The sequence below is a fragment of the Promicromonospora panici genome (genome assembly GCF_900608595.1).
Classification (GTDB): Bacteria; Actinomycetota; Actinomycetes; order Actinomycetales; family Cellulomonadaceae; genus Promicromonospora; species Promicromonospora panici.
The window spans coordinates 26,286-48,496 of the sequence record NZ_UWYY01000017.1; the positions used below are offsets into that span (position 1 = coordinate 26,286).

Genomic DNA, 22,211 nt, shown 5'->3' on the forward strand with positions numbered 1-22,211 from the left:
CGCCTCCCCCGTGAGGCGGAAAATGTCCTTCTCAAGCACCCTCAGCCACCGTCGGGAGGTCAGTCGCCGGAGTGATCCGGCAGGAGCGGGTGCGGCGTCGGGCTCACAGGAGGCCGTGCTCGTACGCGAACGCGCTCGCGGCGGTGCGTGAGCTCACCCCGAGCTTGGTGAAGATGTTCGACAGGTGCCGGGCGACCGTCTTCTCCGACAGGAACAGTGCGTCCGCGACCTGCGCGTTCGAACGGCCCGCGGCCACGAGGCGCAGCACCTCGACCTCGCGTGGGCTCAGGCCGCCCGGGGCCCGCGCGGCTCCGAGCAGACGAGCGCACTCTCGTTCCGCCGGCAGGGCGCCAAGGCGGGCGAACACCGCGCGGGCCGCTCGGAGCTCGGCGTCGGCCGCTGGTTCGTCGCCCTGCATGCGGTAGGCCCGTCCGAGCAGCGTGCGGCAGCGTGCGACCTCGTACTCCGCGGACAGCGTGGTCCAGGCCGCGACGGCACGGCGCGCGCCTTCCGCGGCGCTTGCGACGTCCCCGCGGGCCAGTGCCACCTGGGCGGCGGCGCACCCGGCCGCGCCGCGCAGCGCTGGGCTGTCGAACGCGATCGCCAGGCGCCCGAGCTCCTCCACGAGTGGGGCCGCCTCGTCGACCGCCTCGGCGGCGACGAGGACATCGGCGGCGGCAGGCAGCACCCGGCTGCGCGACACCGGGTCGTGCGCCTCGTCCAGCTGGCGCCGGGCCGCCCCGACCGCAGCGTCGAGGCGGCCCTCGGCGAGCCACAGCAGCGCCCGGCCCGGCGTCGCGACGTCGCCCGATACTCCGGCGGCGTCGTACGCCTCGTCCGCGAGCTTGTACTCGCCCAGGATCCGGAGCACGTCGCCCCGTTCCTGGAGGGCCAGCGCGACGGCGGGGTTGCCGCCCTGCGCCGCATAGCGCTGGACGGCAAGCTCCAGCTCCTCGAGCGCTGGCTCGAAGGCGCCGTTGAGGCGCATGAGCTGGCCCCTGTGCACGGCGCACTGACCTGTGAAGGCGACGAGGCCAGGTTGCTCCGCGCACCACGCCGTCAGCGCGTGTGTCCACTCGGCGACGCGGCCGAAGTCCCCGAGCCACGTGCAGGCCTCGATCATGGAGCAGTAGACGATTCCGGCGACGACGGGTGACACCTCGCCTGCCACGACCCCCACCATGGCCTCGTCCATGATCCGCAGCCCTTCGAGAACCTCCCCGGTGTGGGTCAGCAGGCGACCCTCGGCGTTCAGGCCCAGGGCCAGCAGGTCGCCGTCGCCATGACGCTGCCCGTACCCCGTCACCCGGCGGGCGACGTCGAGCGCTCTCGCCATATCGCCTTCGCCGATGTGCCGGAACATCCTGAGCACCAGGACATGGCCCCGCTCGACGACGTCGCCGTCGACGCTCTCGAGGAGCCGCTCGGCGCGGGCGACCCAACCGCCCGCGACGGCGGCCTCGCCGCCCTGCGCCAGCACCAGGGCAAGCGTCGATGCGGCGCGGACCGCGGCGAGCACGTCATCGCCTTCGAGCGCCACCTGGTGGGCCCGCTGTAGCGCCTGGACGCAGTCGTTGCGCCGGCCGAGCAGGAAGGCCGTCGTGGCGAGCGCCATGAGGTCGTCGACGTGCAGGTCCTGGCCCGCCTCGGGCGCGAGGTCGGACAGGGCGCGGAAGGCGGAGACCCACTCGCCGCGCTCGAACGCGTCCCGCGCTCGCTGGAGCTCGTCGACCACGCCCATAGCAGGGAACCTCCCAGTCCGACGATAGGCCGGGCTGGCCGTCATGGGGAGCCGGGAGACCGCCGAGCCGGTGGAATCACCCGCCTACGCGGACCCGGTGGCGGGCGGGTGCGGCGATCCGGCGAGCCAGGTACTCGGCATCGCGCCCGACCCCCGGCAGGACGGTGGAGCTCATCGAGTACTGGAATGCGAGCCCGCAGAAGAAGAGGCCCGGCTCCGTCTCGACGACGCCGCGGTACTCGGTGGGCCAGCCGTCCTCTCCGACGACCGGCAGGTCGATCCAGCCGAAGTCCTGGCGGAAGCCCGTGCACCACACGACGTTGGCGATGTCGAGCACGCGCCCGTCGTCCAGCCGTGGCAGCCCGTCGGTGACGCCGACGACGCGCGCCTCGATCCACTCGACGCCGCGCGCCGCCAGGTGCTCGCGCTTGACGCGAAGCATCGGTCCGCCATGGTGGCGAACGTGCTTCATCATTCGCCGGCCGACCGGGGTGCGCCGCGTCAGCACGTGGCGCCACGCGAAGAACATGACGGGCAGCACGACGTGCAGGCCCCGGGACTCCCACGAGACGGGAATCCGGCCGGTGTCGCGCCCCACGAGGATGGTGGGCCGCTCCGCCGCGACCTCGTACGCGATGTCACAGCCGGAGTGGGACGCTCCCACCACCAGGGTCACACCCGGTGCGAGCTGCGCAGGGCGGGCGTACTCGCTCGAGTGCAGCTGCCGGATCCCGGCGTCGAGTCCCGCGGCGGCGTCGGGCACGTACGGGGCGCGGCCGAACGTGCCAGTGGCGATCACGACGTTGTCGCACGTGAGAATGTCCTCGCCGACGGTCGCGACAAATCCGGAGCCGTTGGCTCGCCGTGCGAGAGCTGTCACGCGGGTGCCGGTGCGGACGGGTAGGTCGTGCTGCAGCGCGTACTGCTCGAGGTAGCCGGCGATGTCGTCCTTGCCCGGGAACGACCACGGGTCGCCGGGAAAGGCGAGACCCGGTAGCCCGCTCGCCTTGGCGGGGGTGTAGAGCCGCAGGCTCTCGTAGTGGCACCGCCAGTTGTCGCCGATCCGGTCGTTGGCCTCGACGACGAGGCACTCGCGCCCCAGCCGCTGCAGGTGATAGGCAGTCGCGAGCCCGGCCTGGCCGGCGCCGACGACGAGCGTCTCGATGTGCTGTGTGGTCATGTCGCACCTCCGTGGTCGCCTCGACCGTAGAAAGGCGCCCCGCCACCACACATCGGTCACCCTGCCCATTCCCCCACCCCGCCGGATGGGCAAAACCCCCCACGCCCGCTTCGTTGAGTGCTGGATCTTCGCCTATTTCCACGCCGGATCGGGGCGAATCTCCAGCACTCAACGAGGTGGCTCAGGCGACCGGAACCGGATCCGCCGCCCGCACGGGCTCCGGCTGCTCCGCCTGGGTCAGGGACAGGCCGTCACCGCGCCGGCGGAACAGCAGCGCCGACAGCACAGCACCCAGGGCGAAGAACCCAGCGCCCCACCAGTACGCGGTCGAGTAGCTTGCGACCGCCGCCTGCACGCCGACCGCCTCGGTCACCGGCGTGTGGGCCGCGAGATAGTCGGCCGCGGCCGTGGCGGCCAGGGTGTTCAGCAGGGCGGTGCCGATCGAGCCGCCCACCTGCTGGCTCGTGTTCACCATCGCCGACGCGACGCCCGCGAACTGCCGGTCGACGCCGAGCGTGGCGGTCTGCATCGAGGCGGGCATGATCGTCCCCATCGCGAAGCCGATGATCATCAGCGGGGCGAGGACGTTCGGCACGTACGTGCTGGAGGCGTCCAGGAACGTGAGGTCGACCATGCCGATGGCGCCCAGAGTCATGCCGGCCGGCACCATGAGCTTGGGGCCGAACCGGGGCACCAACAGGTTGGTCCCGAGCTGCGCGGCGAGCACGAGCATCGCGATCATGGGCAGAAATGCCAGCCCTGTCTGGATCGGCGAGTACCCGAGCGTGAGCTGCAGGTAGTAGGTGACGAAGAGGAAGATGCCGAACATCCCCGCGCCTGCGATCAGCACCGAGAGGTAGGCGGCGCCGCGGTTCCGGTCGAGGACTATCGAGAGCGGCAGGAGCGGGTGCGTGGCCCGCGTCTGCCAGGCGGCGAACCCGGCCAGCAGGACGCCGGCAGCGGCCAGCATGCCCCAGGTCAGCGGCGCGTCCCAGCCGCCGGTCTCGGCGTTCGAGAATCCGTAGACCAGGCCGAAGAGCGCACCGGAGACGAGCACGGTGCCCGGGACGTCCAGCCTCGGCCGGGGTCCGGTGCGGTTGATGCGCGGGATGAACACGAAAGCCCCGACCAGGGCGATCGCCGCGATGAAGACGTTGATGTAGAGGTTCCAGCGCCAGTCGAGCGCTTCCGTCAGGACGCCACCGAGGAGCAGCCCGACGGCGCCACCGGCGCCGGCGATCGCGCCGAAGACACCGAAGGCACGAGCGCGCTCTCTCGGAACGGTGAAGGTCGTGGTGAGCACGGCGAGCGCGGTGGGAGCGAGCAGAGCACCGAACACGCCTTGCAGGGCGCGGGCGGCCACGAGCAGCTCGAACGTGCCGGCGGCGCCACCCAGCGCCGAGGCGATCGCGAAGCCGATCAGGCCGATGACGAACGTGCGCTTACGGCCGATGAGGTCGGAGAGGCGCCCGCCGAGCAGGAGCAGGCTGGCGAAGGCGAGGGAGTAGGCGGTGATGACCCACTGCCGTGCGCCGTCCGAGAAGCCGAGGTCGGCCTGGGCCGAGGGGAGGGCGATGTTCACGACCGTCGCGTCGAGCACGACCATGAGCTGTGCGAGCCCGACCACGACGAGCGTGATCCAGCGACGACTGCCGGTCGCGGGTGTTGAGGTTTCGGACATGGACCTCACCATATACGGAACTCGGCAGTTCCGGATATGGGTTGTTCAATAATTTACCTGGCGGTAAGGTCGAGGCGGACAGAAGAGGAGGGCGCCCGCGATGACGCAGGTCGACGAGGCCGAGGTGAAACCGCGCCTCGGACGTAAGAGGGACCACACCCGCGATCCCGAGATCCTGGAAGTCGCGCTCGACGTCCTGGCGGAGACCGGCTACGACGGCATGACCATCGACATGGTCGCCACGCGTGCCAAGGCGGGCAAGGCGACCCTCTACCGCAGGTGGCCCTCCAAGGCCGACCTCGTGCTCGATGCCGTCGCGTGTATGAAGTCCAAGGACATCGACCTCGATGCCCTGCCCGACACGGGCACGCTGCGCGGGGATCTCGTCGCGATGGTCAAGCCGCCGAGCATCCGTGAGAGCGAGCGCAAGCTCAAGGTGATGGCCGGGATCGCGTCCATGATCGCCCGCAGTCCCGAGCTCGCGGCCGCCGCGCAGAGCGCGCTCGTCGAGCCGCGCGCCTCTGTCAACCGCATCTTCTTCCGGCGCGCGATCGAGCGCGGCGAGATCCCGGCGGACGCCGACGTCGAGCGGCTGTGCATGATCGGCCCGGCGATGGTCGCGTACAGCGTGCTCATGCTGGGCAAGCCCGTGGACCGCGAATTCCTCGTCTCCACCATCGACAAGATCATCCTGCCCGCCGCCCGGCTGCCTACCGCCTGAACGGGTGGTGGTCGACGGCGCGGTCCTGGTCGGCGCGCTCTTCGGCCTGATCTTCGTGAGCGCGGCGCTGCAGTCGCTCTCCGGATTCGGGTACGCGCTGCTGAGCGCCCCGCTCCTGACCGCGACCATCGGCGGTGCGGAAGCGGTGTCGACGATCATCATCACCGGCACGGTCTGCGACGTGGCGATCCTCGCGATGCGGCGCAGCGTCCCGCGGCCCGTCGGCCGGGAGGCATGGGCCCTTGCCGGGTGGTCCGTGCCGGGCATGCTGGTCGGCGCCTGGCTGCTGGCCTGGCTGCCGGCAACCGGCCTGCAGGTCTTCGTCGCCTGCGTGGTCATCGGCGCCGTGCTGCTGAGGGTGCGCTCGCGTGAACGTGGCGTCGTCGTGCGGTCCGACTGGGCCGTTCCTGCCGGTTTTCTCTCGGGCGCGCTGAGCACCTCTACCTCGCTCGGCGGCCCGCCCAGCGTGTACTACCTGGTCCATCGGGACCTGACGCCGCACGCCATGCGCGACACGCTGGTCACCGTCTCGCTGATGCGCCTCCCGTTGAGCGTCGCCGCCCTGGTGATCGCGGGTACGTGGCAGACGTACGAGTACTGGCCGCCCCTCGTGGTCGCGGCGCTGCTGGGCCAGCTCGTCGGGGCGCGGGCGTTCCATGCCTTCGGCAGCTCGCGGTACGAGCGCGTGGTGCTCGCGCTGCTCGTCACGTCCGCGCTGGTGTCGGTGGCGGCTCTGCTGATCGGCTGACGACGCCGCTTCCTGGGCGCTCGCTTGTGCTTAGGCGCACGTCGGGGCTATATTTGGTCGATCGTACAAGACGATCGACCAAGGAGTGCACGGGATGCCCGGTCCGACCAATGCACAGCGTGGCCGAGAGGTGCGTGCACGACTGCTCGAGGCCGCCAGGGACCTCATCGCGGAGGTCGGCTGGAGCGGCGTGAGCACGCGCGTCCTGGCCGAGCGGGCCGGTGTGCGCTACGGGCTGGTGCACTATCACTTCGAGTCGGTCCAGGCACTGCTGCGCCAGGCAACGCTGGAGGCGATGGGCGGGATGCTGGACGGCACGGCCACTCTCCTCGCCGACGCCGCGAGTCCCGCCGACGGCGTCGAGGCGATGCTGACCGAGCTCGACCGGTACGACGGCTCCGACCCGGCGTCCCTCCTGTTCATCGAGGGCTACCTCGCCGCCACCCGGGACCCCGAGCTGCGCGAGCGCATGAGCGACCTGATGGCGAGCTTCCGCACATCGCTCACCACGTGCTTGGCCGAAGCCGGGCACCCGTCCCCGGACGGCGCCGCACGGCTGGTCATGGCCGTCTTCGACGGGTTCGTCCTGCACAAGGGGCTGGACCCGGAGCTGTCCGGGTCGCGGATCGCCCCACTTCTGCGTGTGCTCACCAGCACCGCACCCGCCGAACCGGCCGAGCCCGCCGCAAAGCCCATTGCCGTCGCAAAGCCCACCGAGTCCGCCGAACCGAACGGAGCACGACGATGAGAGCCGTGATCAGCGGCGCCGGCATCACCGGCCTGGCCCTGGCCAACCGCCTGAACCACTACGGGTGGGAGGTCCACGTCGTCGACCGCGCGCCCGGCCCTCGCGCGCAGGGATACATGATCGACTTCTTCGGACCCGGGTTCGAGGCAGTCGCCGCGATGGGCCTGGAGCCGAGGCTGCGTGAGCTTGCCAGCGACGTCGACGAGTTCTGCTATATCGACGACCGTGGCCGCACGACGGTGAGCGTCGACTACGGACTCTTCGCCAAGGCCGTCGACGGCGCGATCGTCAGCATCATGCGGCCCGAGCTCGAGCGGCTGTTCCGCGAGTCCGTCGCCGGTGCGGTCGACCTGCGTTACCGCACCACCATCGACCGGATCTCCGGCAGCGACGTCGAGCTCTCCGACGGCACGGCTCTCGACGCCGACCTGATCGTGGGGGCCGACGGCGTGCACTCCGGCGTCCGCTCACTGGTCTTCGGCCCGGAGCGCGACTGCTTCCGGTATCTCGGCATGCAGACGGGTGCGTTCGTGTTCACCGACCCGGAGGCGTTCGAGCGGGTCCGCGGCCGGTTCGTGCTCACCGAGACGCTCAACCGCCAGCTGGGTTTCTACGGGCTCGACGGCGGCCGCGTGGCCGTCTTCACCGTGTTCCGCACCGACGACCCGACGCTGCCCGAGGACCCACGCGAAGCGCTGCGTCGGACGTTCTCAGGCATGGGGGACCTGGCCGAGCAGGCCCTGGCGCAGTGCCCGCCGTCCGACGAGATCTACTACGACCACGTGGCCCAGATCGACACGCCGCGCTGGACCGACGGCCGGGTCGGGCTGGTCGGCGATGCCGCCTACGCGGTCTCGCTCCTCGCCGGCCAGGGCGCGTCTCTCGGCGTCGCGGGCGCCTACCTGCTGGCCGAACGGCTGCAGGCCGCGCCGTCGGTACTCGAAGGGCTGGCGGACTACGAGCGGCGCTGGCGCCCGGTCGCCACCGGCGTCCAGCAGGCGGCTCGGGACCGGGTGACCGAATGGTTCGTGCCGACCAGGATGGCCACCCTCCTGCTGCGGCGGTGGGGATTCCGCGCGATGAAGCTGCCCGGCCTCGACCGGATCATGGTCGGCCCGCTGTTCCCCAAGAACCATCGGTCAATGGCCGAGCTCGGTGCGTGACTCGTGGGCGCGACCTGTACGCGGTCTCGTTCGGGGCGTACTGTAGGTACGTACCTACATTGGAGGTGATCGTGGATGAGTGTTGTCACTTCTCGCGAGCTGAATCACGACGTGAGTGCGGTCAAGCGGGCCGCCGCCCGCGGTCCGGTTGTCATCACCGACCACGGTCGGCCGTCGCACGTGCTACTCACCTTCGCGGACTACCAGCGGCTCACGGGCACCGACGTCAGTCTGGCGGACGCGTTTGTGATGCCGGACGAGATCGAGTTCGAACCGGTGCGTCCCGAGGGCTCGACGCGGGAGATCGACTGGTGAAGTTCCTTCTGGACACCAACGTCTTGTCCGAGCTCCGGAAGCCCGCTGAACGGCGCTCGGAGCAGTTCAACGACTGGGCCGGAGATCTGTCCCCGTCGGATACCTCACTCTCGGTCATTACCGTGCTGGAGCTGCGTGCCGGCATCGAGTCGAAGCGACGACGCGACCCGCAGCAAGCAGAGATCCTGGATGTCTGGCTCGAGAAGAGCGTTCTGCCCAGCTACTTGGGGCGAGTGCTGGACGTCGACCAGGTGGTGGCCGATGCTGCGGCACGGCTCCACGTGCCCGATCGTCGGCCGGCCCACGACGCTCTCATCGCGGCGACGGCGCAGGTGCACGGTCTCACCCTCGTGACACGCAATGTGGCGGACTTCGAGCCGATGGCCGTCCCGCTCGTCAACCCATGGGACGGGCAGTGACCAGCCTGCCCCGGGTGGTCGCCACCGACCTCGACGGCACGCTGCTGCGCAGCGACGGCAAGGTCTCCGACCGCACCCGGCAGGTCCTCGCGGACCTGGACGCGGCCGGCGTCGAGGTGGTCTTCGTGACCGCCCGACCGCCCCGCTGGCTGACGCACCTCGCCGACACGGTCGGCGCCCACGGCCGCGTCATCTGCATCGGCGGGGCGTGCGTGCTGGACCTCGCCTCCGGCGAGACGCTCGACACCTGCGGATTCGACGACGACGCCGTACGCGCCGTCGTGTCGGGCATCCGGGCCGCTCTGCCGCACGCCGCCCTCGCCTTCGAGCGGCCCGACGGCGTGGCGTTCGACCCGCACTACCCGAACCGAGAACCGGACCTGGACCCCGGCCTCTGGTCGATACCGGTCGAGGACACGCTCGGCCCGGCCGGCGCTCGCGGCCCCGTGTCCAAGATCCTCGCGCTCGATCCCGCGCGCATCCCGCCGCCGGGCATCCTCGTCGACCCGCCGGAGGAGATCCGGCTCGCCCAGGAGCAGTTCTTCACCGCGGTGCGCGGCGCAGTGGGGGAGCGCGCGCACCTGGCGTACTCGGGCGCCGTCGGCCTGGCCGAGCTCATGCCGCCCGGTGTCGACAAGGCGGCCGCCCTGGCGCGCTGGTGCGCACGGCTCGGCGTCGACGCGCCGGACGTCTGGGCCTTCGGCGACATGCCCAACGACCTGCCGATGCTCACCTGGGCGGGCCGCGGCATCGCCGTCGCCAACGCGCACCGCGACGTCCTGGCCGGCGCGGACGCCGTCGTCGGGCACCACGATGCCGACGGCGTGGCCGAAGAGCTGGCCGCCGCACTCGACGGAGCCCTCCGGCCACGCCGGTAGGCGCGAGTCAGGGGGACGACTCCTCGCCGGCGCCGGCCGCGCCCTCGGCCTCGCGCTGGATGCGCTCGGCGATCCTGCGGATGCGTCCGAGCCGGGCATCCCAGGTGGTGCCGACCTCCATGAGCTGCCCGACGGCGCGGGCGAGCTGCATCTGGTCGACGCGGTACAGCCTCTCCCGGCCGGCCGTGGTGCCGTGCACCAGGCCGGCCTGGTCGAGCACGCCGAGGTGCTTCGCCACGGCCTGCCGGGTCACGGGCAGCTGCTCGCTCAGGCTCGTCGCCGTCCCGCGGCCGTCGCTCAAGAGCAGGTCGAGCATCCGCCGGCGGATCGGGTCCCCGATCGCGGACCACAGGTCGTCGTCCACCGTCACGCTCATGCCCCGGCGCCGACCTTCGGGGCGTACTCCCGCAGCTTCGCCAGGAAGTGGTCCCAGCCGGAGCTGTGGTCCGCGTGCACGGCGGCCGCCTTCGCCTCGTCCCAACCGCGCTCGCGGAAGCCGCTCTCGATGAACCGCAGGAGCGTGCCGCCATCCGACGGCACCAGCTCGAAGACGACGAGGTTCGAGTTCCCCTCGACGGCCACCGCACCCTCCTCGTGGGTCCAGCGGAACGAGAAGTGCGTGTACGGCACCGCGTCGGCGACCGTGAGCTGAACCTTCTTGCCGTCCTGGGTGACGTCCCCGAAGCTGACCCAGCCCGGCTTCCCCGGCTCGGGGCCGAACTCCGCCTCGTCGGACCACCACTCCCGTACGTGCTCGGGGTTGCTCACGACATCGAAGACAATCTCGGGTGAGGCCTCGATGTAGATCTCGCGCTCGATCGTGCCGTACTCCATCGCCGACCAGCCTTTCGTTGTGTCCGGGTGCAAGAAGACCACGCTTCAGTGCCAGTTGCTGATCTGCACGTCGTGCGGGGCGGGCTCACCCGTTCCGGTCTCGACGAACCTCTTGAGGCTCATCAGGAAGGTGGCCCACTTGGTGCTGCAGTGGTTCATGAACTCCACCGGCTCCTTCCAGCCGGTGTGGCCGAACAGCACGATAGTGAAGCCGTCCTCCTCCTTGAGGTCGAAGTGGATGTGGGTGCCGATCCACTCCTCGGGACCGCCGGTGACCAGCCAGTCCACCGACCCGGCCGGGTCCAGCTCCGTGATCTCGAGCTCGAAGGACCCGATGTACGTTCCCGCGTCGTCGTGGAAGGCGGTCGTCAGGGTGCTGCCGACGGTGCCTTCGCCGGTCGTGTCCTTCGTCCACCAGGCGGCGACGCCCTCGGGCGTGGCAACTGCCTCGTAGACCTTTTCCAGCGGCGCCGTCGCGCCGACCCGGTGCAGGATGTCCACCATCTCAGTTCCTCCAGTGTCGTGTAGTGCAACCTTTGGTTGCACATGACTCTAGGATGCTGCGCGGGAACATGCAACCTTAGGTTGCTCTGACCTGCTCAGGACGGATCGAGCAGTACGACGTGCATGCCGGCGACGGCGGCCGGATCGGCCGTCAGGTCGATCGCGGCGACCCGCCCCTCGTGCACGACGACCGTGAACACGAAGCGCGGGATGCCGCCTGGTGCCCCGGCGAACCCGACCGAGCCGTCGATCAGCGCCGGCACCGCCAGCTTCGCCCGGCCGCGGAACGCCTCCGCCACCGCGGCCGCACCGCGGACCTCGCGGGCCAGCAGCGGAGCACCCCGGTCGGCGTTGGCAGCGGCCGCCTCGAGGGCCGCCTGGTCGGTGCGCAGCACCACCTCCGGCGCGAGCAGGGCGAGGAGGCCCGCGAGATCGCCGGTGCGGGAGGCCTCGAGGAACGCTTCGACCACCTGCCGGTCGGTCCGTGTCTCGGCCGCGGACCGGCCGCCGGCGTCGGCCCGCGTCGCGCCAGCCACCGCGGCGTCGGACTGCACCCGCCGCCGTCCGCGGCTCGCGAGCTGGCGCGCCGCCGCCACCGAGCGACCCAGGACCGGCGCGATCTGCTCGTAGGGGACGGCGAACAGGTCGTGCAGCACGAACGCCAGGCGCTCGGCGGGGTCGAGGCTCTCCAGCACTATCTGCATGGCGAGGCCGACGATGTCGGCCAGCTCGGCCTGCCGCGCCGGATCGGGGGTGTCGTCGTCCAGGATCTCCGGCGCGCTGTCGTCCGGTAGGCCCGTCGGGAGCGGATCCTCACGGCGCGTCGACCGGGAGCGGAGCATGTCGAGGCAGATCCTGCCGGTGACCGTCGTCAGCCAGCCGGCGAGGTTGTCGATGCCGGCGGAGCCCGTGCGGTTCAGACGCAGCCAGGTCTCCTGCAGCGCGTCGTCGGCGTCGTCGGGGTTGCCGAGCATCCGGTAGGCCACCGCCCGTAGGCGGGGGCGGTGCTGCTCGAAGACTGAGGCGAGCTCGTCGGGGGTCATCTGTCACATCCTCGTTCTCGGAAGCGTCATCGGTGTGACGGCGCGCAGGGCGCCGATGTGACGGGCCGGTTCTCCGGCCATGACGAGAGGATCGTGATGACCACCGATACCACCACCCCCGACTTCGCCCCCGAAGCATCCACCACCCCGCACCTGCGCACCATGACGTCGCGGATGAAGAGCCCGGCGCTGCTCGTCCCCGGAGCCGTGCAGGCGCTGCGCAGCCTGGGACAGATGGTCCACGGGCAGGGCGTGCCGTCGCCCACGCTGGAGCTCGTGCACCTGCGCGCCAGCCAGATCAACGGCTGCGGCTGGTGCATCGACTTCGGGATGCGCGCGGCGCGCAAGGCCGGCGAGTCGGAGGACCGCCTCGCCTCGGTCTCCGCCTGGCGCGAGTCGCCCTATCTCTCCGAGGCCGAGTGCGCGGCGCTCGCGCTCACCGAGTCCATCACCCGGCTCGCCGACAGCTCCGACCCCGTGCCGGACGCCGTCTGGGACCGCGCGGCCGAGCACTACGACGAGCAGGCGCTCGCCGCGCTGGTGCTGTACATCGGGGTCACCAACCTCTACAACCGCCTCAACGTGACGACCCGCCAGGTGCCGGGCACCTGGTGAGGCCTGCCGCCCGGGCCGTCAGCTGACGACCGGGCAGGGACGGGTCACCGCGGCGCCGTGGGTCGGCCGGACCGAGATCGCGACGTCGGCGACCGCCCGGCCCGAGGTGGCGACCACGGCCGCGGCGGTGCAGATGATCTGGTCGACGCCGGCGGCGCTGATCTCGGCACTGCGCAGCGGCAGGTAGATCGTCACGTAGTCCCCGGCGTCCTCCACCACTGTCCGCGTGCGGGTCGGCGGGACCTCGTTGCGCAGACCCGGCGCCGTGGGATTAGCGTCGGCCATCAGCAGCTGGACCGCTCCCTGCACCGTCCCCAGGCGGCCGGTGTCCCGGGTGTCGGGCCGGAGGCGCCCGCCGGCGTCGACGAAGTAGAGGGTGGGGCCCTCCGCCAGTCCGGTGGGCGCCTCGCCGCCGTCCTCGACGCCGCTCGGCCCGACGCCGCAGCCACTGATCAGCGTTCCCACGGCCAGGACGAGGGCCGTCGCCGTGGCGCGGCCGGGTCTACGCGTCCACATCGGTCTCCTCCTCGGGCCGGTCGCCGGGCCCTTGTCCGTGCCTGTCACCCAGCTGGTGATCGAGCCGGCGGGGCAGGCGGAGCTCGAACCGGGCTCCCGCGCCCGGGGCGTTGCGCGCGGCGACGGCGCCGCCGTGCAACCGTACGTTCACCAGGGTGATCGCCAGGCCGAGCCCGCTGCCGTCCGACCTCGTCCGGGACGAGTCGGCCTTGTAGAAGCGGCCGAAGAGCTGGTCGGCGTCCACGCCCTCGGGCAGCCCGGGGCCGTGATCGGTCACGACGACGAGCACGTCGTCCGCCTTCGTCCGCACCTCGACCACGACCGGCGGGCTGCCGTGCCGCAGGGCGTTGCCCACGAGGTTGGCGACGGAGATGTCCAGCCTGCGCACGTCGACCCGGGCGGGTACCGGCTCCGCCGCGATGACGTCGACGTCGCTCCAGCCCCGCGTGCGGACGGTGTCCGCGACGACGTGGGCGACGTCGACGTGCTCCAGCCGGAGCTCGACGGCGCCCGCGTCGAGCCGGGAGAGCTCCAGCAGGTCCTCGGCCAGCCGGGACAGCTTGCGCGTCCGGTCGACGGCCATCGTCGCGAGCTCGAGCTCCTCCGGTGACCGGTCGCGTGCGTCGGCCTCCACCATCTCCATGATCGAGGTCAGCGCCATGATCGGCGTCCGCAGCTCGTGGGAGACGTCCGCGACGAACCGCCGCGCCTCGGCCTCCCGGTCGCGCAGCTCGCCGACCGACCGCTCCAGCGCGGCGGCCGTGTCGTTGAAGGTGGACGCCAGGTCGGCCAGCTCGTCCCGGCCGGACGGCGTCAGGCGCGTGCCGAGGTTCCCCTCCGCGAGCTGGTTCGCGCTGTGCGCGAGCCGCTGGATCGGGCGCAGCACGCTGCGGGAGACCAGGAGCGCGAGGACGACGGCCAGCGGCAGGGCGGCCACGATGGTGAGCACCACGATGCGGGTCCACTGGTCCAGCTGGGCCTGGGTCGGGGCCAGGTCCTGCACCACGTAGACCTGGATGCCGGAGTCACGCTGCCGGCCGTCCACACCCGTGAGCAAGATCGGAGTGGCGAGCACCAGCTTGGGGCCCGAGTCGTCGACGACCCGCTGCACCACGAACCGGCCGTTCTGTGCGATGTCGGCTCGCAGCTCGTCGCTGATCAGGCCCAGCGCGCTGCCCGACGCCGAGGTCAGCTCCTCGAAAGTGACCATCGAGTCCGCGCCGAGCGAGCCGCGCAGCCGGTCCAGAGCCTGCTGGTCGGGCGGGTACGCCACCTCGGGTGCCAGCCGGGTGACCTGGTCGCGGACGGAGTCGACGGCGCGGCGCTGCGTCTCGTCGACGAGCGACGCCCGCGCGGCGGCGTAACCGGCGGCGGACGCCGCGGTGGCGGCTACCATCGCCACCGCCACGAACGCCAGGATCACCCGCGCGCGCAGGCTCCTCGGCCACCAGCTCCAGGGCCGCCGGGCCGCGTCTCCGCCTCGTGTGTCGTCCAGAGGCCTACACCGGTCCGAACCGGTAACCGAAGCCCCGCACGGTCTGGATGAACACGGGGGCGGCGGGATCGGTCTCGATCTTGGCGCGCAGGCGCTGCACCCCGTTGTCCACGAGCCGCGAGTCGCCGAGGTAGCTGTGCTCCCACACGGATTCCAGGAGCTGCTGCCGGCTCAGTACCTGGCCGGGCGAGCCGGAGAGCTCCAGCAGCAGGCGCAGCTCGGTGGGCGTCATCGCCACCCGCTTGCCCGCGCGGGTCACCGTCATGGCGGCACGGTCGATCACCAGGTCGCGATAGGCCGCCGTGCTCTGTCCGGCCCGCTCGGGGGCGCCGCGCCGCAGGACCGCCCGGATCCGGGCGTCGATGACGCGAGGCTCGACGGGCTTGACGACGTAGTCGTCGGCGCCGGCCTCCAGACCGCTCACGACGTCGATGTCGTCGCCGCGGGCGGTGAGCATGACGATCGGGACGGTCCCGGCGGCGCGGATCCGGCGGCACACCTCGAAGCCGTCCATCCCCGGCAGCATTAGGTCGAGGACGACGAGCTCCGCCGCGTGCTCCGGGTACAGCCGGAGGCCCTCCTCGCCGGTGGGTGCGGCGGCGACGTCGTGCCCATACCTACCGAGCGCCTTGGTGAGGCTGATCCGGACCGAGTGGTCGTCCTCGATCAACAGGATGCGGGACATGGCTCCCAGTATTGAGGACGCCCCGAGCCCCAGCCATGCCGCCGCGGGCTCTGCGACATGGTTGCGACATTCCGACGACGGGGCCGGGACAGGGCCGCCGGAGCGTGGGACGCATGAAGCGAACACGACGACTCCTGACCACCGTCGCGGCGACCTTGCTGCTGGCCATCGCCGGCTATACCGCGTACAGCGCCCTCGGCCCGGCCGTCGCCGCGGGCACCGGCGAGAAGGTGCTCTATCTGACGTTCGACGACGGTCCCGGGGACGAGACCGTCGAGATCCTGGACCTGCTGAGCGAGCACGACGCCAAGGCCGTCTTCTTCGCGCTCGGCCAGAACCTGGCGCGGCACACCGACCTGGGGCGCCGGATCGTGGCGGAAGGCCACGTGCTCGCCAACCACACGTGGAGCCACGAGGACCTCACCACGCTCGACACGAGCAGCCGCGACCAGACGATCGGGGACACCGCCGAGCTGCTCACCCGGCTGGGATCCGACAGCCGGTGCGTCCGGCCGCCTTACGGCGCCACCGACACCGCGGTGGGCGACGACCTGACGGCACGCGGGATGCCGCAGGTGCTGTGGAACGTCGACACCGCCGACTGGACCCGCCCCGGCGCCGACGCGATCGCCGACAGCCTGCTGGAAGCACAGAGCGGCGACGTCGTCCTGATGCACGACGGCGGCAGCGACCGGACGCAGACCGTCGAGGCACTCCGCGCCGCACTGCCGAAGCTGGCCGCGGCGGGCTACACCTTCGACGTCGTCCCGGGATGCTGACCGACGTCAGGCGGGACCAGGCTTGGGCGCGTTCCGCGCCTGGCGGATCCCGTCGACCGTGAGCAGCACGAGCGCCACCCACACCAGCACGAACCCGGCCCAGCGCGCCGCCGGCATGTGCTCGCCGAACACGAGCAGCCCCACCAGGAACTGGATGACGGGGGCGAGGTACTGCAGCATGCCGATCACGGACAGGGGCAGGCGTCGTGCGGCCGCGCTGAACAGGAGCAGGGGCAGCGCGGTCACGATGCCGGTCGACATGAGCAGCAGCGAGTGGCCGGCGCCGTGCCCGGCGAAAGTCCCTGACGCACCGAGCCAGACGAGGTAGGCGAGGGCGAACGGGGTGGCGACCGCCGTCTCGACCGCCAGACCGGGCAGGGCCGGGACGGTGCGTCCCACGCGGTTCTTCACGAGCCCGTACAGGCCGAACGAGAGCGCAAGGCACAGCGAGATCCAGGGCAGGCCGCCGAGCCCGGTCGACAGCACGACCACCGCCGCTGCGCCGAAGGCGATGGCGATCCACTGCACGGGGCGCAGCCGTTCCCGCAGGACCAGCACGCCGAGCAGTACCGTGACGATCGGGTTGATGAAGTAGCCCAGGGCCGCGTCGAGCACGCGGTCGCTGAGCACGGCGTACACGTACACGACCCAGTTGACGATGATCAGCGCCGCCGCGACGGCGAGCGGGCCCAAGATCCGCGGCGAGCGCAGGGCCGCGCGGAAGTCGTCGAGCTGGCGCAGCGCGGCGAGGGCGATCAGGCAGAACAGGAGGCTCCACACGATGCGGTGGGCCACGACCTCCACGGCGCCCGCCGGCTGCAGCAGCGGGAAGAACAACGGCATCCCGCCCCAGAGCAGGTAGGCGCCGATGCCGAGTGGCAGACCCCAGCGATCCTGTTGTTGTGTCACGGCGTCACGATAGGTCTCCCACGACCGCCCGAACCTCGGCGTCGGCTGTGGGCCTCATCACCCGGTCGGGGCGCCATTTCGATTTCTCGCGCGGGCCGGTTGGGGTCTATGGTTGGGTCCGTTCGCGGCGGGTTACCCGAGCGGCCAAAGGGGGCTGACTGTAAATCAGCTGGCACAGCCTACGGGGGTTCGAATCCCTCACCCGCCACCGCGTGATGAGTCGGGACATCGTTCATGGATGTCCCGGCTCATCGCTTTGTGACGGGGCCGACGGCGGCCGGGGTGCGGAAGCTCGCACAGAGCCCTGCCGGGCGTAGTGATCGACTCCGGACTAGCCTCGATTCATGGGTGGGGCGTCTCGGGGGAATCGTGGCGATTGACCAGCGCTCGATCGCTCAGGAACCAGGTCGGCTGCTCGATGACGAGGAGCTGACCCACTATGGCTGCGCGGCGACCGGCCCAGCGGTCTTCCGTGGGCCGAAGAACGACGAGACAGAGGCGTCGATGATCCGTGGGCGGATCACCGCGGCGGAGGCGGCCATCCTGGTTCGCAAGAAGTGGACTCCAGACCCTCGCGACCGTGTCCGCTACACGACCGTCGGGCACCTACGCCGCTTGAAGTTCGACGTGGTCCACACCCCGAACCCGAGCAACCCGGATCACGTCTCGGTGCGTGCTCCCCGCGTCGAGGGTCCGTGGAACGACGACGAGAGGGCAGCCCTCGAGAAGGCCTTCGACCTGTACGGGGAGGGTGCGGCGTGAGCGTCATCAACGGTGGTCGCGTCCCCGACAGCTGGAGCGGTCACATGGACGGGGGTCTTGTGCTCGACCTCTGGAACGGCCGCCCGACGGAGATACTCCTTCGCATGGACGGGCAGCATTTTCTGCGTTGGCTCGTACTCGGCCAGAGCGAGGCGGTCGACGTGTGGCTCCAGCTCGAGCTTCGTCCGGGGGAACCCGAGGAGCTCCTGTACCCCGGCCCTCGCGATCTCTGGGCCTTCGTGGGTGACCACAAGGAGTCCCAGGTCCAGATGTCCCTCGTGCTCGACGACGTCGGGGTGCAGGCGTCGTTCGACAACCCAGGGGGACCTGAAGCGGTAATGAAGCTCCTTGCCTCGTTCGTCGAGTGGACTGCTGCACTGGCACGAGAGGAAGGGCCGCAGAGCGCAGTCCTTCGTTGTGCGATCGAGGAGATCCAGGGTTTCCTGGGCTGACCGGTTCTGGTTGCCGGGGCCTGTGGGCCGTCGCCTCCAGACTCGCGCGCGACGCGGCACAACTCACACCCGATTCGATTTCACGCCAGGCCGGAGGCCATGTAGAGTCTTCCTCGCCGCCCCGATAGCTCAGTCGGCAGAGCGTCTCCATGGTAAGGAGAAGGTCAAGGGTTCGATTCCCTTTCGGGGCTCTGTGATCGACGCGGGGTCGTCCATCTCTTTCATCGGTAGCCTGGTGAAGGAACAACGGCGGACGGCCTCGCGTTCAGTCACGCGCGGCGGGGTAGCTCAGCTGGTCAGAGCGCACGACTCATAATCGTGAGGTCGCGGGTTCGAGCCCCGCCCTCGCTACCGAAGCAAGTACATCCGTCCGGCGTCCATTGCCGGACGACGAGAAGACACATGGCGCCTCCCTCTCGAGGCGCGGAGGTGAGAGCCATGGCAAGCAAGAGCGCGGATGTCCGCCCGAAGATCACGCTGGCGTGCGTGGACTGCAAGGAGCGGAACTACATCACGAAGAAGAACCGTCGTAACGATCCTGACCGCCTGGAGCTGGCGAAGTTCTGCCCGCGCTGCGGCAAGCACACGTCGCACCGCGAGACTCGCTGAGTCCCGTAGCTAGCTCACACCGACGTGGCGAACGCTGACTTCGAGGGCCGGGTCTACCCGGCCAACGCCTCCTACTCCGTAGGCCGCGAGAAGATCCGCGAGTTCGCCAGTGCCGTCGGTGCCACGCACCCCGCGCACCACGATCTCGTGGCGGCGCGGGGTTCTGGCTATCCGGACCTGGTCGCTCCGCCCACGTTCGCCGTCGTCGTGGCGCAGCGCGCCGAGTCGCAGTACATCAGCGACCCCGCGGCCGACGTCGACTTCTCGCGCGTGGTCCACGCGGACGAGCGTTTCACGCACCACCGCCCGATCGTCGCCGGCGACGAGCTGACGACGGTGCTGCACGTGGACCGGATCGTCTCCCGTGGGGCCATCAGCATGGTGACCACGCGCTGCGAGATCTTCGCGCTGCCGACAGGCATCGAAGAGCCGGTCGGGGACGCCGAGACCCCGGGCGAGCCTGTCGCCACCGTCACCTCCACGCTGGCGATCCGAGGTGAGGACGCATGAGCCGCCCCGACATCGCGACACTCGCGGTCGGTGACGTGATCGGCACGCGCACGGTCACCTTCGACCGCGCGAACCTCGTGCGTTACGCGGGTGCCAGTGGCGACTTCAACCCGATCCACTGGAACGACAAGTTCGCCGAGAGCGTCGACCTGCCCAGCGTGATCGCGCACGGCATGCTGACCATGGGCAGCGTCGTCGGCCTGGTCAGCGACTGGGCGGGCGACCCGGGCGCCGTCGTCGACTACCAGGCGCGGTTCACCAAGCCCGTCGAGGTGCCGAACCCGGGCGCCGCGTCGATCGACGTCACGGGCACGGTCGGTGCGATCGACACCGAGGCCGGCACCGTCCGCGTGGACCTCGCCGTCACCGTCGACGGCGCCAAGGTGCTCGGCCGTACCCAGGTGCTCGTCCGCCTCTGATTCGTTCGGATTGCGGAATTTTCACCCACAGGCCTTCTCATGCACGCCCCGATCGGGTGTGATTCTCTCGTCCTGCTTGCACGAAGCCGACGAGAGGAACTTCGCGTGACGTCCCGACGACGCAACACAGCCCTGGCCGCAGCGGCCGGGCTGCTCCTACCACTCATACCCCTCTCGGCGGCCTCCGCCGCTCCCACGGCAACGGCGCCCGATGGCGGAGTGGTCGCCTGCGCTCCGGTCCTCGGCGCCGGCTCGCTCGACGAGTCGTTCGCCGCTGCGGCCGACGTCACGGGCGTGCCCGAGGACCTGCTCAAGGCCGTGTCCTACATGGAGTCCCGCTGGGACCAGCACGCCGACCAGGTGAGCGCCGACGGCGGCTACGGGGTGTTCAACCTCGAGGCCGGCCACGGGCTCGGCCACGCGCACGGCGCCGGCCTGCCCCTGTCGGCGATCAACGACAAGGAGGGTCCGGCGCGCGAAGGTACCCCGGAGCTGACGCGCGCCGCGGCACTGACCGGCCTCGACGAGGCCACCCTGAAGTCCGACGCCCAGGCCAACGTGTGCGGTGGCGCGGCCCTGCTCGCGTCGTACCAGGCCCAGGCCGTGCACGACGGCGCGGTCGACGCCGAGCCGGCCGCGACGTCGTCAGGCGGCCTGGCGGCCTGGAAGGACTCCGTCTCCCGGATGAGCGACATCGAGGACTTCGCGACGCGCGTGTACACGACGCTGCGCGAGGGCGCCGGGGCCACGACCCCCGCCGACGGCGCGGTGATCCTCACGGGCAACCGGGACGTCGTCGTGCCGCGAGCCGCGAGCACCAGCGACCCGGAGGCCGACTGCCCCGAGGACCTCGGCTGCGAATGGCTGCCCGCCCCCTACGAGAAGGCCTCCCCGGACCTCCCGGACGGCACTGCGGACTACGGCAACCACGACCAGGCCGACCGCACCGGCGCGGGCGGTCCGTCGCTCGACTACATCCTGATCCACGACACCGAGACGGCCTACCAGCCCACGGTCAACCTGGTGCAGGACCCGACCTACCTGGCCTGGAACTACACGCTGCGCTCCGAGGACGGGCACGTGGCGAACCACCTGGACCCGGCCGACGTCGGCTGGCACGCGGGCAACTGGTTCATGAACATGCACTCGATAGGCCTGGAGCACGAGGGCTGGGCGGGCACGGGTGCCTGGTACACCGAGGCGATGTACCAGTCGTCGGCGGCGCTCGTTCGGCACCTGGCGGCGGAGCACGACATCCCGCTCGACCGGGCGCACGTCATCGGGCACGACCAGGTCCCGGGCATCCTGCCCGGGTACACCAAGAACGTGCACTGGGACCCGGGCCCGTACTGGGACTGGGACCACTACTTCGAGCTGCTGGGCGCCCCCATCGGCGGCGACCTGGAGGCGACGACCAACGTCGAGCCGGGCGACGTCGTCGAGGTGCGCACGGGGTACGCCGACAACGTCAACCCCGTCACGGGCTGTGAGGAGGCGTCGCCGGGCTCCGGTGCGTGCGTCGAAGGCGCCGGGACGAACTTCCGGTACCTGCACCAGTCGCCGTCGGACGACGCGCCGCTGGCGAAGGACCCGGGCTGGAAGCCGGACGGCGCCGACGGCACGACCTACGCGAGCGACATCAGCGCGCGCGTGCAGTCCGGGCACAAGCTCGTCGTGGACCGGGTCGAGGGCGACTGGCTGGGCGTGTGGTGGGCCGGTTCGCTGGCGTGGCTGCACAACCCGGCCGACCGCCCGGTGGTGGTACCGGCGACGGCGAAGACGATCACCGTGGCGGGCGACGCCCCGGCGCCGGTCTTCGGCAGGGCGTACCCGGAGGCGGCGGCGTACGAGGAGTACCCGGGTGTCCCGGTACAGGCGGTGACGCCGATCGAGTACCGGGTCGGCGTGGACCAGACGTACGCGGTGGCCGACGACGAGGTGGCCTCCGACTACTATCGGGCCGCCACGTTCGACGGCTCGGGACCGGGCGACCGCACGGTGGTGCGCGGCGACGACGTCTACTACCAGGTGTGGCTGGCGCACCGGCACGTGTTCGTCAAGGCGGCCGACGTCGAGCTGCACGATCCCGTGGTGGCCGACGTGTCCGGGCCGGTCATCGAGGGCAAGGCCCGGCCGGGCAGGATCCTGACCGCCGACCCCGGGACGTACCTGCCGGACGACGTCGCCGTCGCCTACCAGTGGCTGCGGGACGGCGAGCCGGTGCCCTGGGCGATCGGCCGCCGGTACCAGGTGACGGGCCTCGACAGGGGCGCTGAGCTCACGGTCCAGGTGACGGTCTCGGCCAAGGGCTACGCCCCGGCCACCTACACCTCCGCCCCGACGCCGGTCCCGCCGAGGTAGAACCCTGGCGAGGTAGAACCCTGGCGAGGTAGAACCCTGGCGAGGTAGAACCTTGGCGAGGTAGAACCTTGGCGAGGTAGAACCTTGGCGAGGTAGAACTGCAGCGAAGTAGAACGAGGGCCGG

The 22,211-nt window shown here is 71.0% G+C and carries 26 protein-coding genes and 3 tRNA genes; 18 read left to right on the plus strand and 11 right to left on the minus strand.

Features of this window, described 5'->3' with window-relative positions:
* Positions 1–103: 103 nt before the first annotated feature.
* The 3 genes from EW117_RS19735 to EW117_RS19745 all read right to left on the minus strand — a co-directional run bounded on the left by EW117_RS19735 (position 104) and on the right by EW117_RS19745 (position 4,602).
* Positions 104–1,741, minus strand: coding sequence for a response regulator transcription factor (locus EW117_RS19735; protein ID WP_129788425.1), 1,638 nt, complete (start codon positions 1,739–1,741; stop codon positions 104–106).
* Between the two features lie 76 nt (positions 1,742–1,817).
* Entirely contained in the window at positions 1,818–2,921 is a 1,104-nt protein-coding gene (locus tag EW117_RS19740) for a flavin-containing monooxygenase (RefSeq protein WP_129788426.1), read from the minus strand.
* Positions 2,922–3,102: 181 nt separating this feature from the next.
* The gene (locus EW117_RS19745) at positions 3,103–4,602 is read right to left on the minus strand and encodes an MFS transporter (protein WP_129788427.1); all 1,500 of its coding nucleotides are present in this window, start codon (positions 4,600–4,602) and stop codon (positions 3,103–3,105) included.
* Between the two features lie 100 nt (positions 4,603–4,702).
* Between EW117_RS19745 and EW117_RS19750 the strand changes: the two genes are divergently transcribed.
* From EW117_RS19750 to EW117_RS19780, 7 genes are all read left to right on the plus strand, one after another.
* Positions 4,703–5,323: a TetR/AcrR family transcriptional regulator gene (locus tag EW117_RS19750; RefSeq protein WP_129788428.1), complete on the plus strand. Its 621-nt coding sequence runs from the start codon at positions 4,703–4,705 to the stop codon at positions 5,321–5,323.
* A 4-nt stretch (positions 5,324–5,327) separates the two neighbouring features.
* Complete coding sequence (locus EW117_RS19755; protein ID WP_129788429.1) at positions 5,328–6,071, plus strand: sulfite exporter TauE/SafE family protein; 744 nt, start codon at positions 5,328–5,330, stop codon at positions 6,069–6,071.
* Positions 6,072–6,165: 94 nt separating this feature from the next.
* Positions 6,166–6,819, plus strand: coding sequence for a TetR/AcrR family transcriptional regulator (locus EW117_RS19760; RefSeq protein ID WP_129788430.1), 654 nt, complete (start codon positions 6,166–6,168; stop codon positions 6,817–6,819).
* The gene (locus EW117_RS19765) at positions 6,816–7,982 is read left to right on the plus strand and encodes an FAD-dependent monooxygenase (protein WP_129788431.1); all 1,167 of its coding nucleotides are present in this window, start codon (positions 6,816–6,818) and stop codon (positions 7,980–7,982) included. Before EW117_RS19760 ends, EW117_RS19765 begins: the two co-directional genes overlap by 4 nt.
* 75 nt (positions 7,983–8,057) lie before the next feature.
* Positions 8,058–8,297, plus strand: a complete 240-nt coding sequence (locus tag EW117_RS19770; RefSeq protein WP_129788432.1) for a type II toxin-antitoxin system Phd/YefM family antitoxin — start codon at positions 8,058–8,060, stop codon at positions 8,295–8,297.
* Positions 8,294–8,716 carry a type II toxin-antitoxin system VapC family toxin gene (locus EW117_RS19775; protein ID WP_129788433.1) on the plus strand — a complete coding sequence of 141 codons (423 nt, stop codon included), beginning with the start codon at positions 8,294–8,296 and terminating at the stop codon, positions 8,714–8,716. The genes EW117_RS19770 and EW117_RS19775 overlap by 4 nt, the downstream gene beginning before the upstream one ends.
* On the plus strand, positions 8,713–9,594 hold the full coding sequence (locus EW117_RS19780) for an HAD family hydrolase (protein ID WP_129788434.1): 882 nt from the start codon (positions 8,713–8,715) through the stop codon (positions 9,592–9,594). The genes EW117_RS19775 and EW117_RS19780 overlap by 4 nt, the downstream gene beginning before the upstream one ends.
* Positions 9,595–9,601: 7 nt before the next feature.
* On the opposite strand, the gene EW117_RS19785 is transcribed toward EW117_RS19780, so the two are convergent.
* From EW117_RS19785 to EW117_RS19800, 4 genes are all read right to left on the minus strand, one after another.
* Complete coding sequence (locus tag EW117_RS19785; protein ID WP_129788435.1) at positions 9,602–9,970, minus strand: ArsR/SmtB family transcription factor; 369 nt, start codon at positions 9,968–9,970, stop codon at positions 9,602–9,604.
* Complete coding sequence (locus EW117_RS19790; RefSeq protein ID WP_129788436.1) at positions 9,967–10,428, minus strand: SRPBCC domain-containing protein; 462 nt, start codon at positions 10,426–10,428, stop codon at positions 9,967–9,969. The genes EW117_RS19785 and EW117_RS19790 overlap by 4 nt, the downstream gene beginning before the upstream one ends.
* A 45-nt stretch (positions 10,429–10,473) precedes the next feature.
* A complete protein-coding gene (locus EW117_RS19795) occupies positions 10,474–10,932 on the minus strand; it encodes an SRPBCC family protein (protein ID WP_129788437.1) in 459 nt (152 codons plus the stop codon).
* Positions 10,933–11,027: 95 nt separating this feature from the next.
* Positions 11,028–11,975 carry a sigma-70 family RNA polymerase sigma factor gene (locus tag EW117_RS19800; RefSeq protein ID WP_129788438.1) on the minus strand — a complete coding sequence of 316 codons (948 nt, stop codon included), beginning with the start codon at positions 11,973–11,975 and terminating at the stop codon, positions 11,028–11,030.
* 96 nt (positions 11,976–12,071) lie between these two features.
* Here EW117_RS19800 and EW117_RS19805 point away from each other — a divergent pair, with 96 nt between their 5' ends.
* On the plus strand, positions 12,072–12,590 hold the full coding sequence (locus EW117_RS19805; protein WP_207211952.1) for a carboxymuconolactone decarboxylase family protein: 519 nt from the start codon (positions 12,072–12,074) through the stop codon (positions 12,588–12,590).
* 18 nt (positions 12,591–12,608) lie between these two features.
* On the opposite strand, the gene EW117_RS19810 is transcribed toward EW117_RS19805, so the two are convergent.
* The 3 genes from EW117_RS19810 to EW117_RS19820 all read right to left on the minus strand — a co-directional run bounded on the left by EW117_RS19810 (position 12,609) and on the right by EW117_RS19820 (position 15,286).
* Positions 12,609–13,106: a GerMN domain-containing protein gene (locus EW117_RS19810; protein ID WP_129788439.1), complete on the minus strand. Its 498-nt coding sequence runs from the start codon at positions 13,104–13,106 to the stop codon at positions 12,609–12,611.
* Positions 13,093–14,529, minus strand: coding sequence for a sensor histidine kinase (locus EW117_RS19815; protein ID WP_207211953.1), 1,437 nt, complete (start codon positions 14,527–14,529; stop codon positions 13,093–13,095). The genes EW117_RS19810 and EW117_RS19815 overlap by 14 nt, the downstream gene beginning before the upstream one ends.
* A gap of 76 nt (positions 14,530–14,605) precedes the next feature.
* Positions 14,606–15,286 carry a response regulator transcription factor gene (locus tag EW117_RS19820; RefSeq protein ID WP_129788440.1) on the minus strand — a complete coding sequence of 227 codons (681 nt, stop codon included), beginning with the start codon at positions 15,284–15,286 and terminating at the stop codon, positions 14,606–14,608.
* 113 nt (positions 15,287–15,399) lie between these two features.
* Between EW117_RS19820 and EW117_RS19825 the strand changes: the two genes are divergently transcribed.
* The gene (locus EW117_RS19825) at positions 15,400–16,065 is read left to right on the plus strand and encodes a polysaccharide deacetylase family protein (RefSeq protein WP_165362786.1); all 666 of its coding nucleotides are present in this window, start codon (positions 15,400–15,402) and stop codon (positions 16,063–16,065) included.
* Positions 16,066–16,071: 6 nt separating this feature from the next.
* Here EW117_RS19825 and rarD read toward each other — a convergent pair whose 3' ends face one another.
* Positions 16,072–16,974, minus strand: a complete 903-nt coding sequence (gene rarD, locus EW117_RS19830; protein WP_129788442.1) for an EamA family transporter RarD — start codon at positions 16,972–16,974, stop codon at positions 16,072–16,074.
* Positions 16,975–17,100: 126 nt separating this feature from the next.
* On the opposite strand from rarD, the gene EW117_RS19835 reads away from it, so the two are divergent.
* The 9 genes from EW117_RS19835 (at position 17,101) to EW117_RS19875 (ending at position 22,087) form a co-directional block, all read left to right on the plus strand.
* A tRNA-Tyr gene (locus EW117_RS19835) sits at positions 17,101–17,182 on the plus strand.
* A gap of 161 nt (positions 17,183–17,343) precedes the next feature.
* Positions 17,344–17,736: a hypothetical protein gene (locus EW117_RS19840; protein ID WP_129788443.1), complete on the plus strand. Its 393-nt coding sequence runs from the start codon at positions 17,344–17,346 to the stop codon at positions 17,734–17,736.
* The gene (locus tag EW117_RS19845) at positions 17,733–18,188 is read left to right on the plus strand and encodes a hypothetical protein (RefSeq protein ID WP_129788444.1); all 456 of its coding nucleotides are present in this window, start codon (positions 17,733–17,735) and stop codon (positions 18,186–18,188) included. The genes EW117_RS19840 and EW117_RS19845 overlap by 4 nt, the downstream gene beginning before the upstream one ends.
* Positions 18,189–18,306: 118 nt before the next feature.
* Positions 18,307–18,379: transfer RNA gene (locus EW117_RS19850), tRNA-Thr, on the plus strand.
* An 86-nt stretch (positions 18,380–18,465) separates the two neighbouring features.
* A tRNA-Met gene (locus EW117_RS19855) sits at positions 18,466–18,539 on the plus strand.
* An 87-nt stretch (positions 18,540–18,626) separates the two neighbouring features.
* Positions 18,627–18,797, plus strand: a complete 171-nt coding sequence (rpmG, locus tag EW117_RS19860) for a 50S ribosomal protein L33 (RefSeq protein ID WP_013837798.1) — start codon at positions 18,627–18,629, stop codon at positions 18,795–18,797.
* 24 nt (positions 18,798–18,821) lie between these two features.
* On the plus strand, positions 18,822–19,307 hold the full coding sequence (locus EW117_RS19865; protein ID WP_129788445.1) for an FAS1-like dehydratase domain-containing protein: 486 nt from the start codon (positions 18,822–18,824) through the stop codon (positions 19,305–19,307).
* Positions 19,304–19,726 (plus strand): MaoC family dehydratase, encoded by a 423-nt coding sequence (locus tag EW117_RS19870; RefSeq protein ID WP_129788446.1) that lies wholly within the window; start codon positions 19,304–19,306, stop codon positions 19,724–19,726. Before EW117_RS19865 ends, EW117_RS19870 begins: the two co-directional genes overlap by 4 nt.
* Before the next feature lie 105 nt (positions 19,727–19,831).
* Positions 19,832–22,087 (plus strand): peptidoglycan recognition protein family protein, encoded by a 2,256-nt coding sequence (locus EW117_RS19875; protein WP_207211954.1) that lies wholly within the window; start codon positions 19,832–19,834, stop codon positions 22,085–22,087.
* Positions 22,088–22,211: the final 124 nt, after the last annotated feature.

Bases quoted from the DNA above. Each gene is read 5' to 3' on its own strand.
- EW117_RS19785 (WP_129788435.1), bottom strand. From the start codon at position 9,970: ATGAGCGTGACGGTGGACGACGACCTGTGGTCCGCGATCGGGGACCCG.
- EW117_RS19825 (WP_165362786.1), top strand. From the start codon at position 15,400: ATGAAGCGAACACGACGACTCCTGACCACCGTCGCGGCGACCTTGCTG.
- EW117_RS19740 (WP_129788426.1), bottom strand. From the start codon at position 2,921: ATGACCACACAGCACATCGAGACGCTCGTCGTCGGCGCCGGCCAGGCC.
- EW117_RS19735 (WP_129788425.1), bottom strand. From the start codon at position 1,741: ATGGGCGTGGTCGACGAGCTCCAGCGAGCGCGGGACGCGTTCGAGCGC.
- EW117_RS19760 (WP_129788430.1), top strand. From the start codon at position 6,166: ATGCCCGGTCCGACCAATGCACAGCGTGGCCGAGAGGTGCGTGCACGA.
- EW117_RS19750 (WP_129788428.1), top strand. From the start codon at position 4,703: ATGACGCAGGTCGACGAGGCCGAGGTGAAACCGCGCCTCGGACGTAAG.
- rpmG (WP_013837798.1), top strand. From the start codon at position 18,627: ATGGCAAGCAAGAGCGCGGATGTCCGCCCGAAGATCACGCTGGCGTGC.
- EW117_RS19770 (WP_129788432.1), top strand. From the start codon at position 8,058: ATGAGTGTTGTCACTTCTCGCGAGCTGAATCACGACGTGAGTGCGGTC.
- EW117_RS19795 (WP_129788437.1), bottom strand. From the start codon at position 10,932: ATGGTGGACATCCTGCACCGGGTCGGCGCGACGGCGCCGCTGGAAAAG.
- EW117_RS19765 (WP_129788431.1), top strand. From the start codon at position 6,816: ATGAGAGCCGTGATCAGCGGCGCCGGCATCACCGGCCTGGCCCTGGCC.
- EW117_RS19810 (WP_129788439.1), bottom strand. From the start codon at position 13,106: ATGTGGACGCGTAGACCCGGCCGCGCCACGGCGACGGCCCTCGTCCTG.
- EW117_RS19745 (WP_129788427.1), bottom strand. From the start codon at position 4,602: ATGTCCGAAACCTCAACACCCGCGACCGGCAGTCGTCGCTGGATCACG.
- EW117_RS19790 (WP_129788436.1), bottom strand. From the start codon at position 10,428: ATGGAGTACGGCACGATCGAGCGCGAGATCTACATCGAGGCCTCACCC.
- EW117_RS19820 (WP_129788440.1), bottom strand. From the start codon at position 15,286: ATGTCCCGCATCCTGTTGATCGAGGACGACCACTCGGTCCGGATCAGC.
- EW117_RS19805 (WP_207211952.1), top strand. From the start codon at position 12,072: ATGACCACCGATACCACCACCCCCGACTTCGCCCCCGAAGCATCCACC.
- EW117_RS19870 (WP_129788446.1), top strand. From the start codon at position 19,304: ATGAGCCGCCCCGACATCGCGACACTCGCGGTCGGTGACGTGATCGGC.
- EW117_RS19800 (WP_129788438.1), bottom strand. From the start codon at position 11,975: ATGACCCCCGACGAGCTCGCCTCAGTCTTCGAGCAGCACCGCCCCCGC.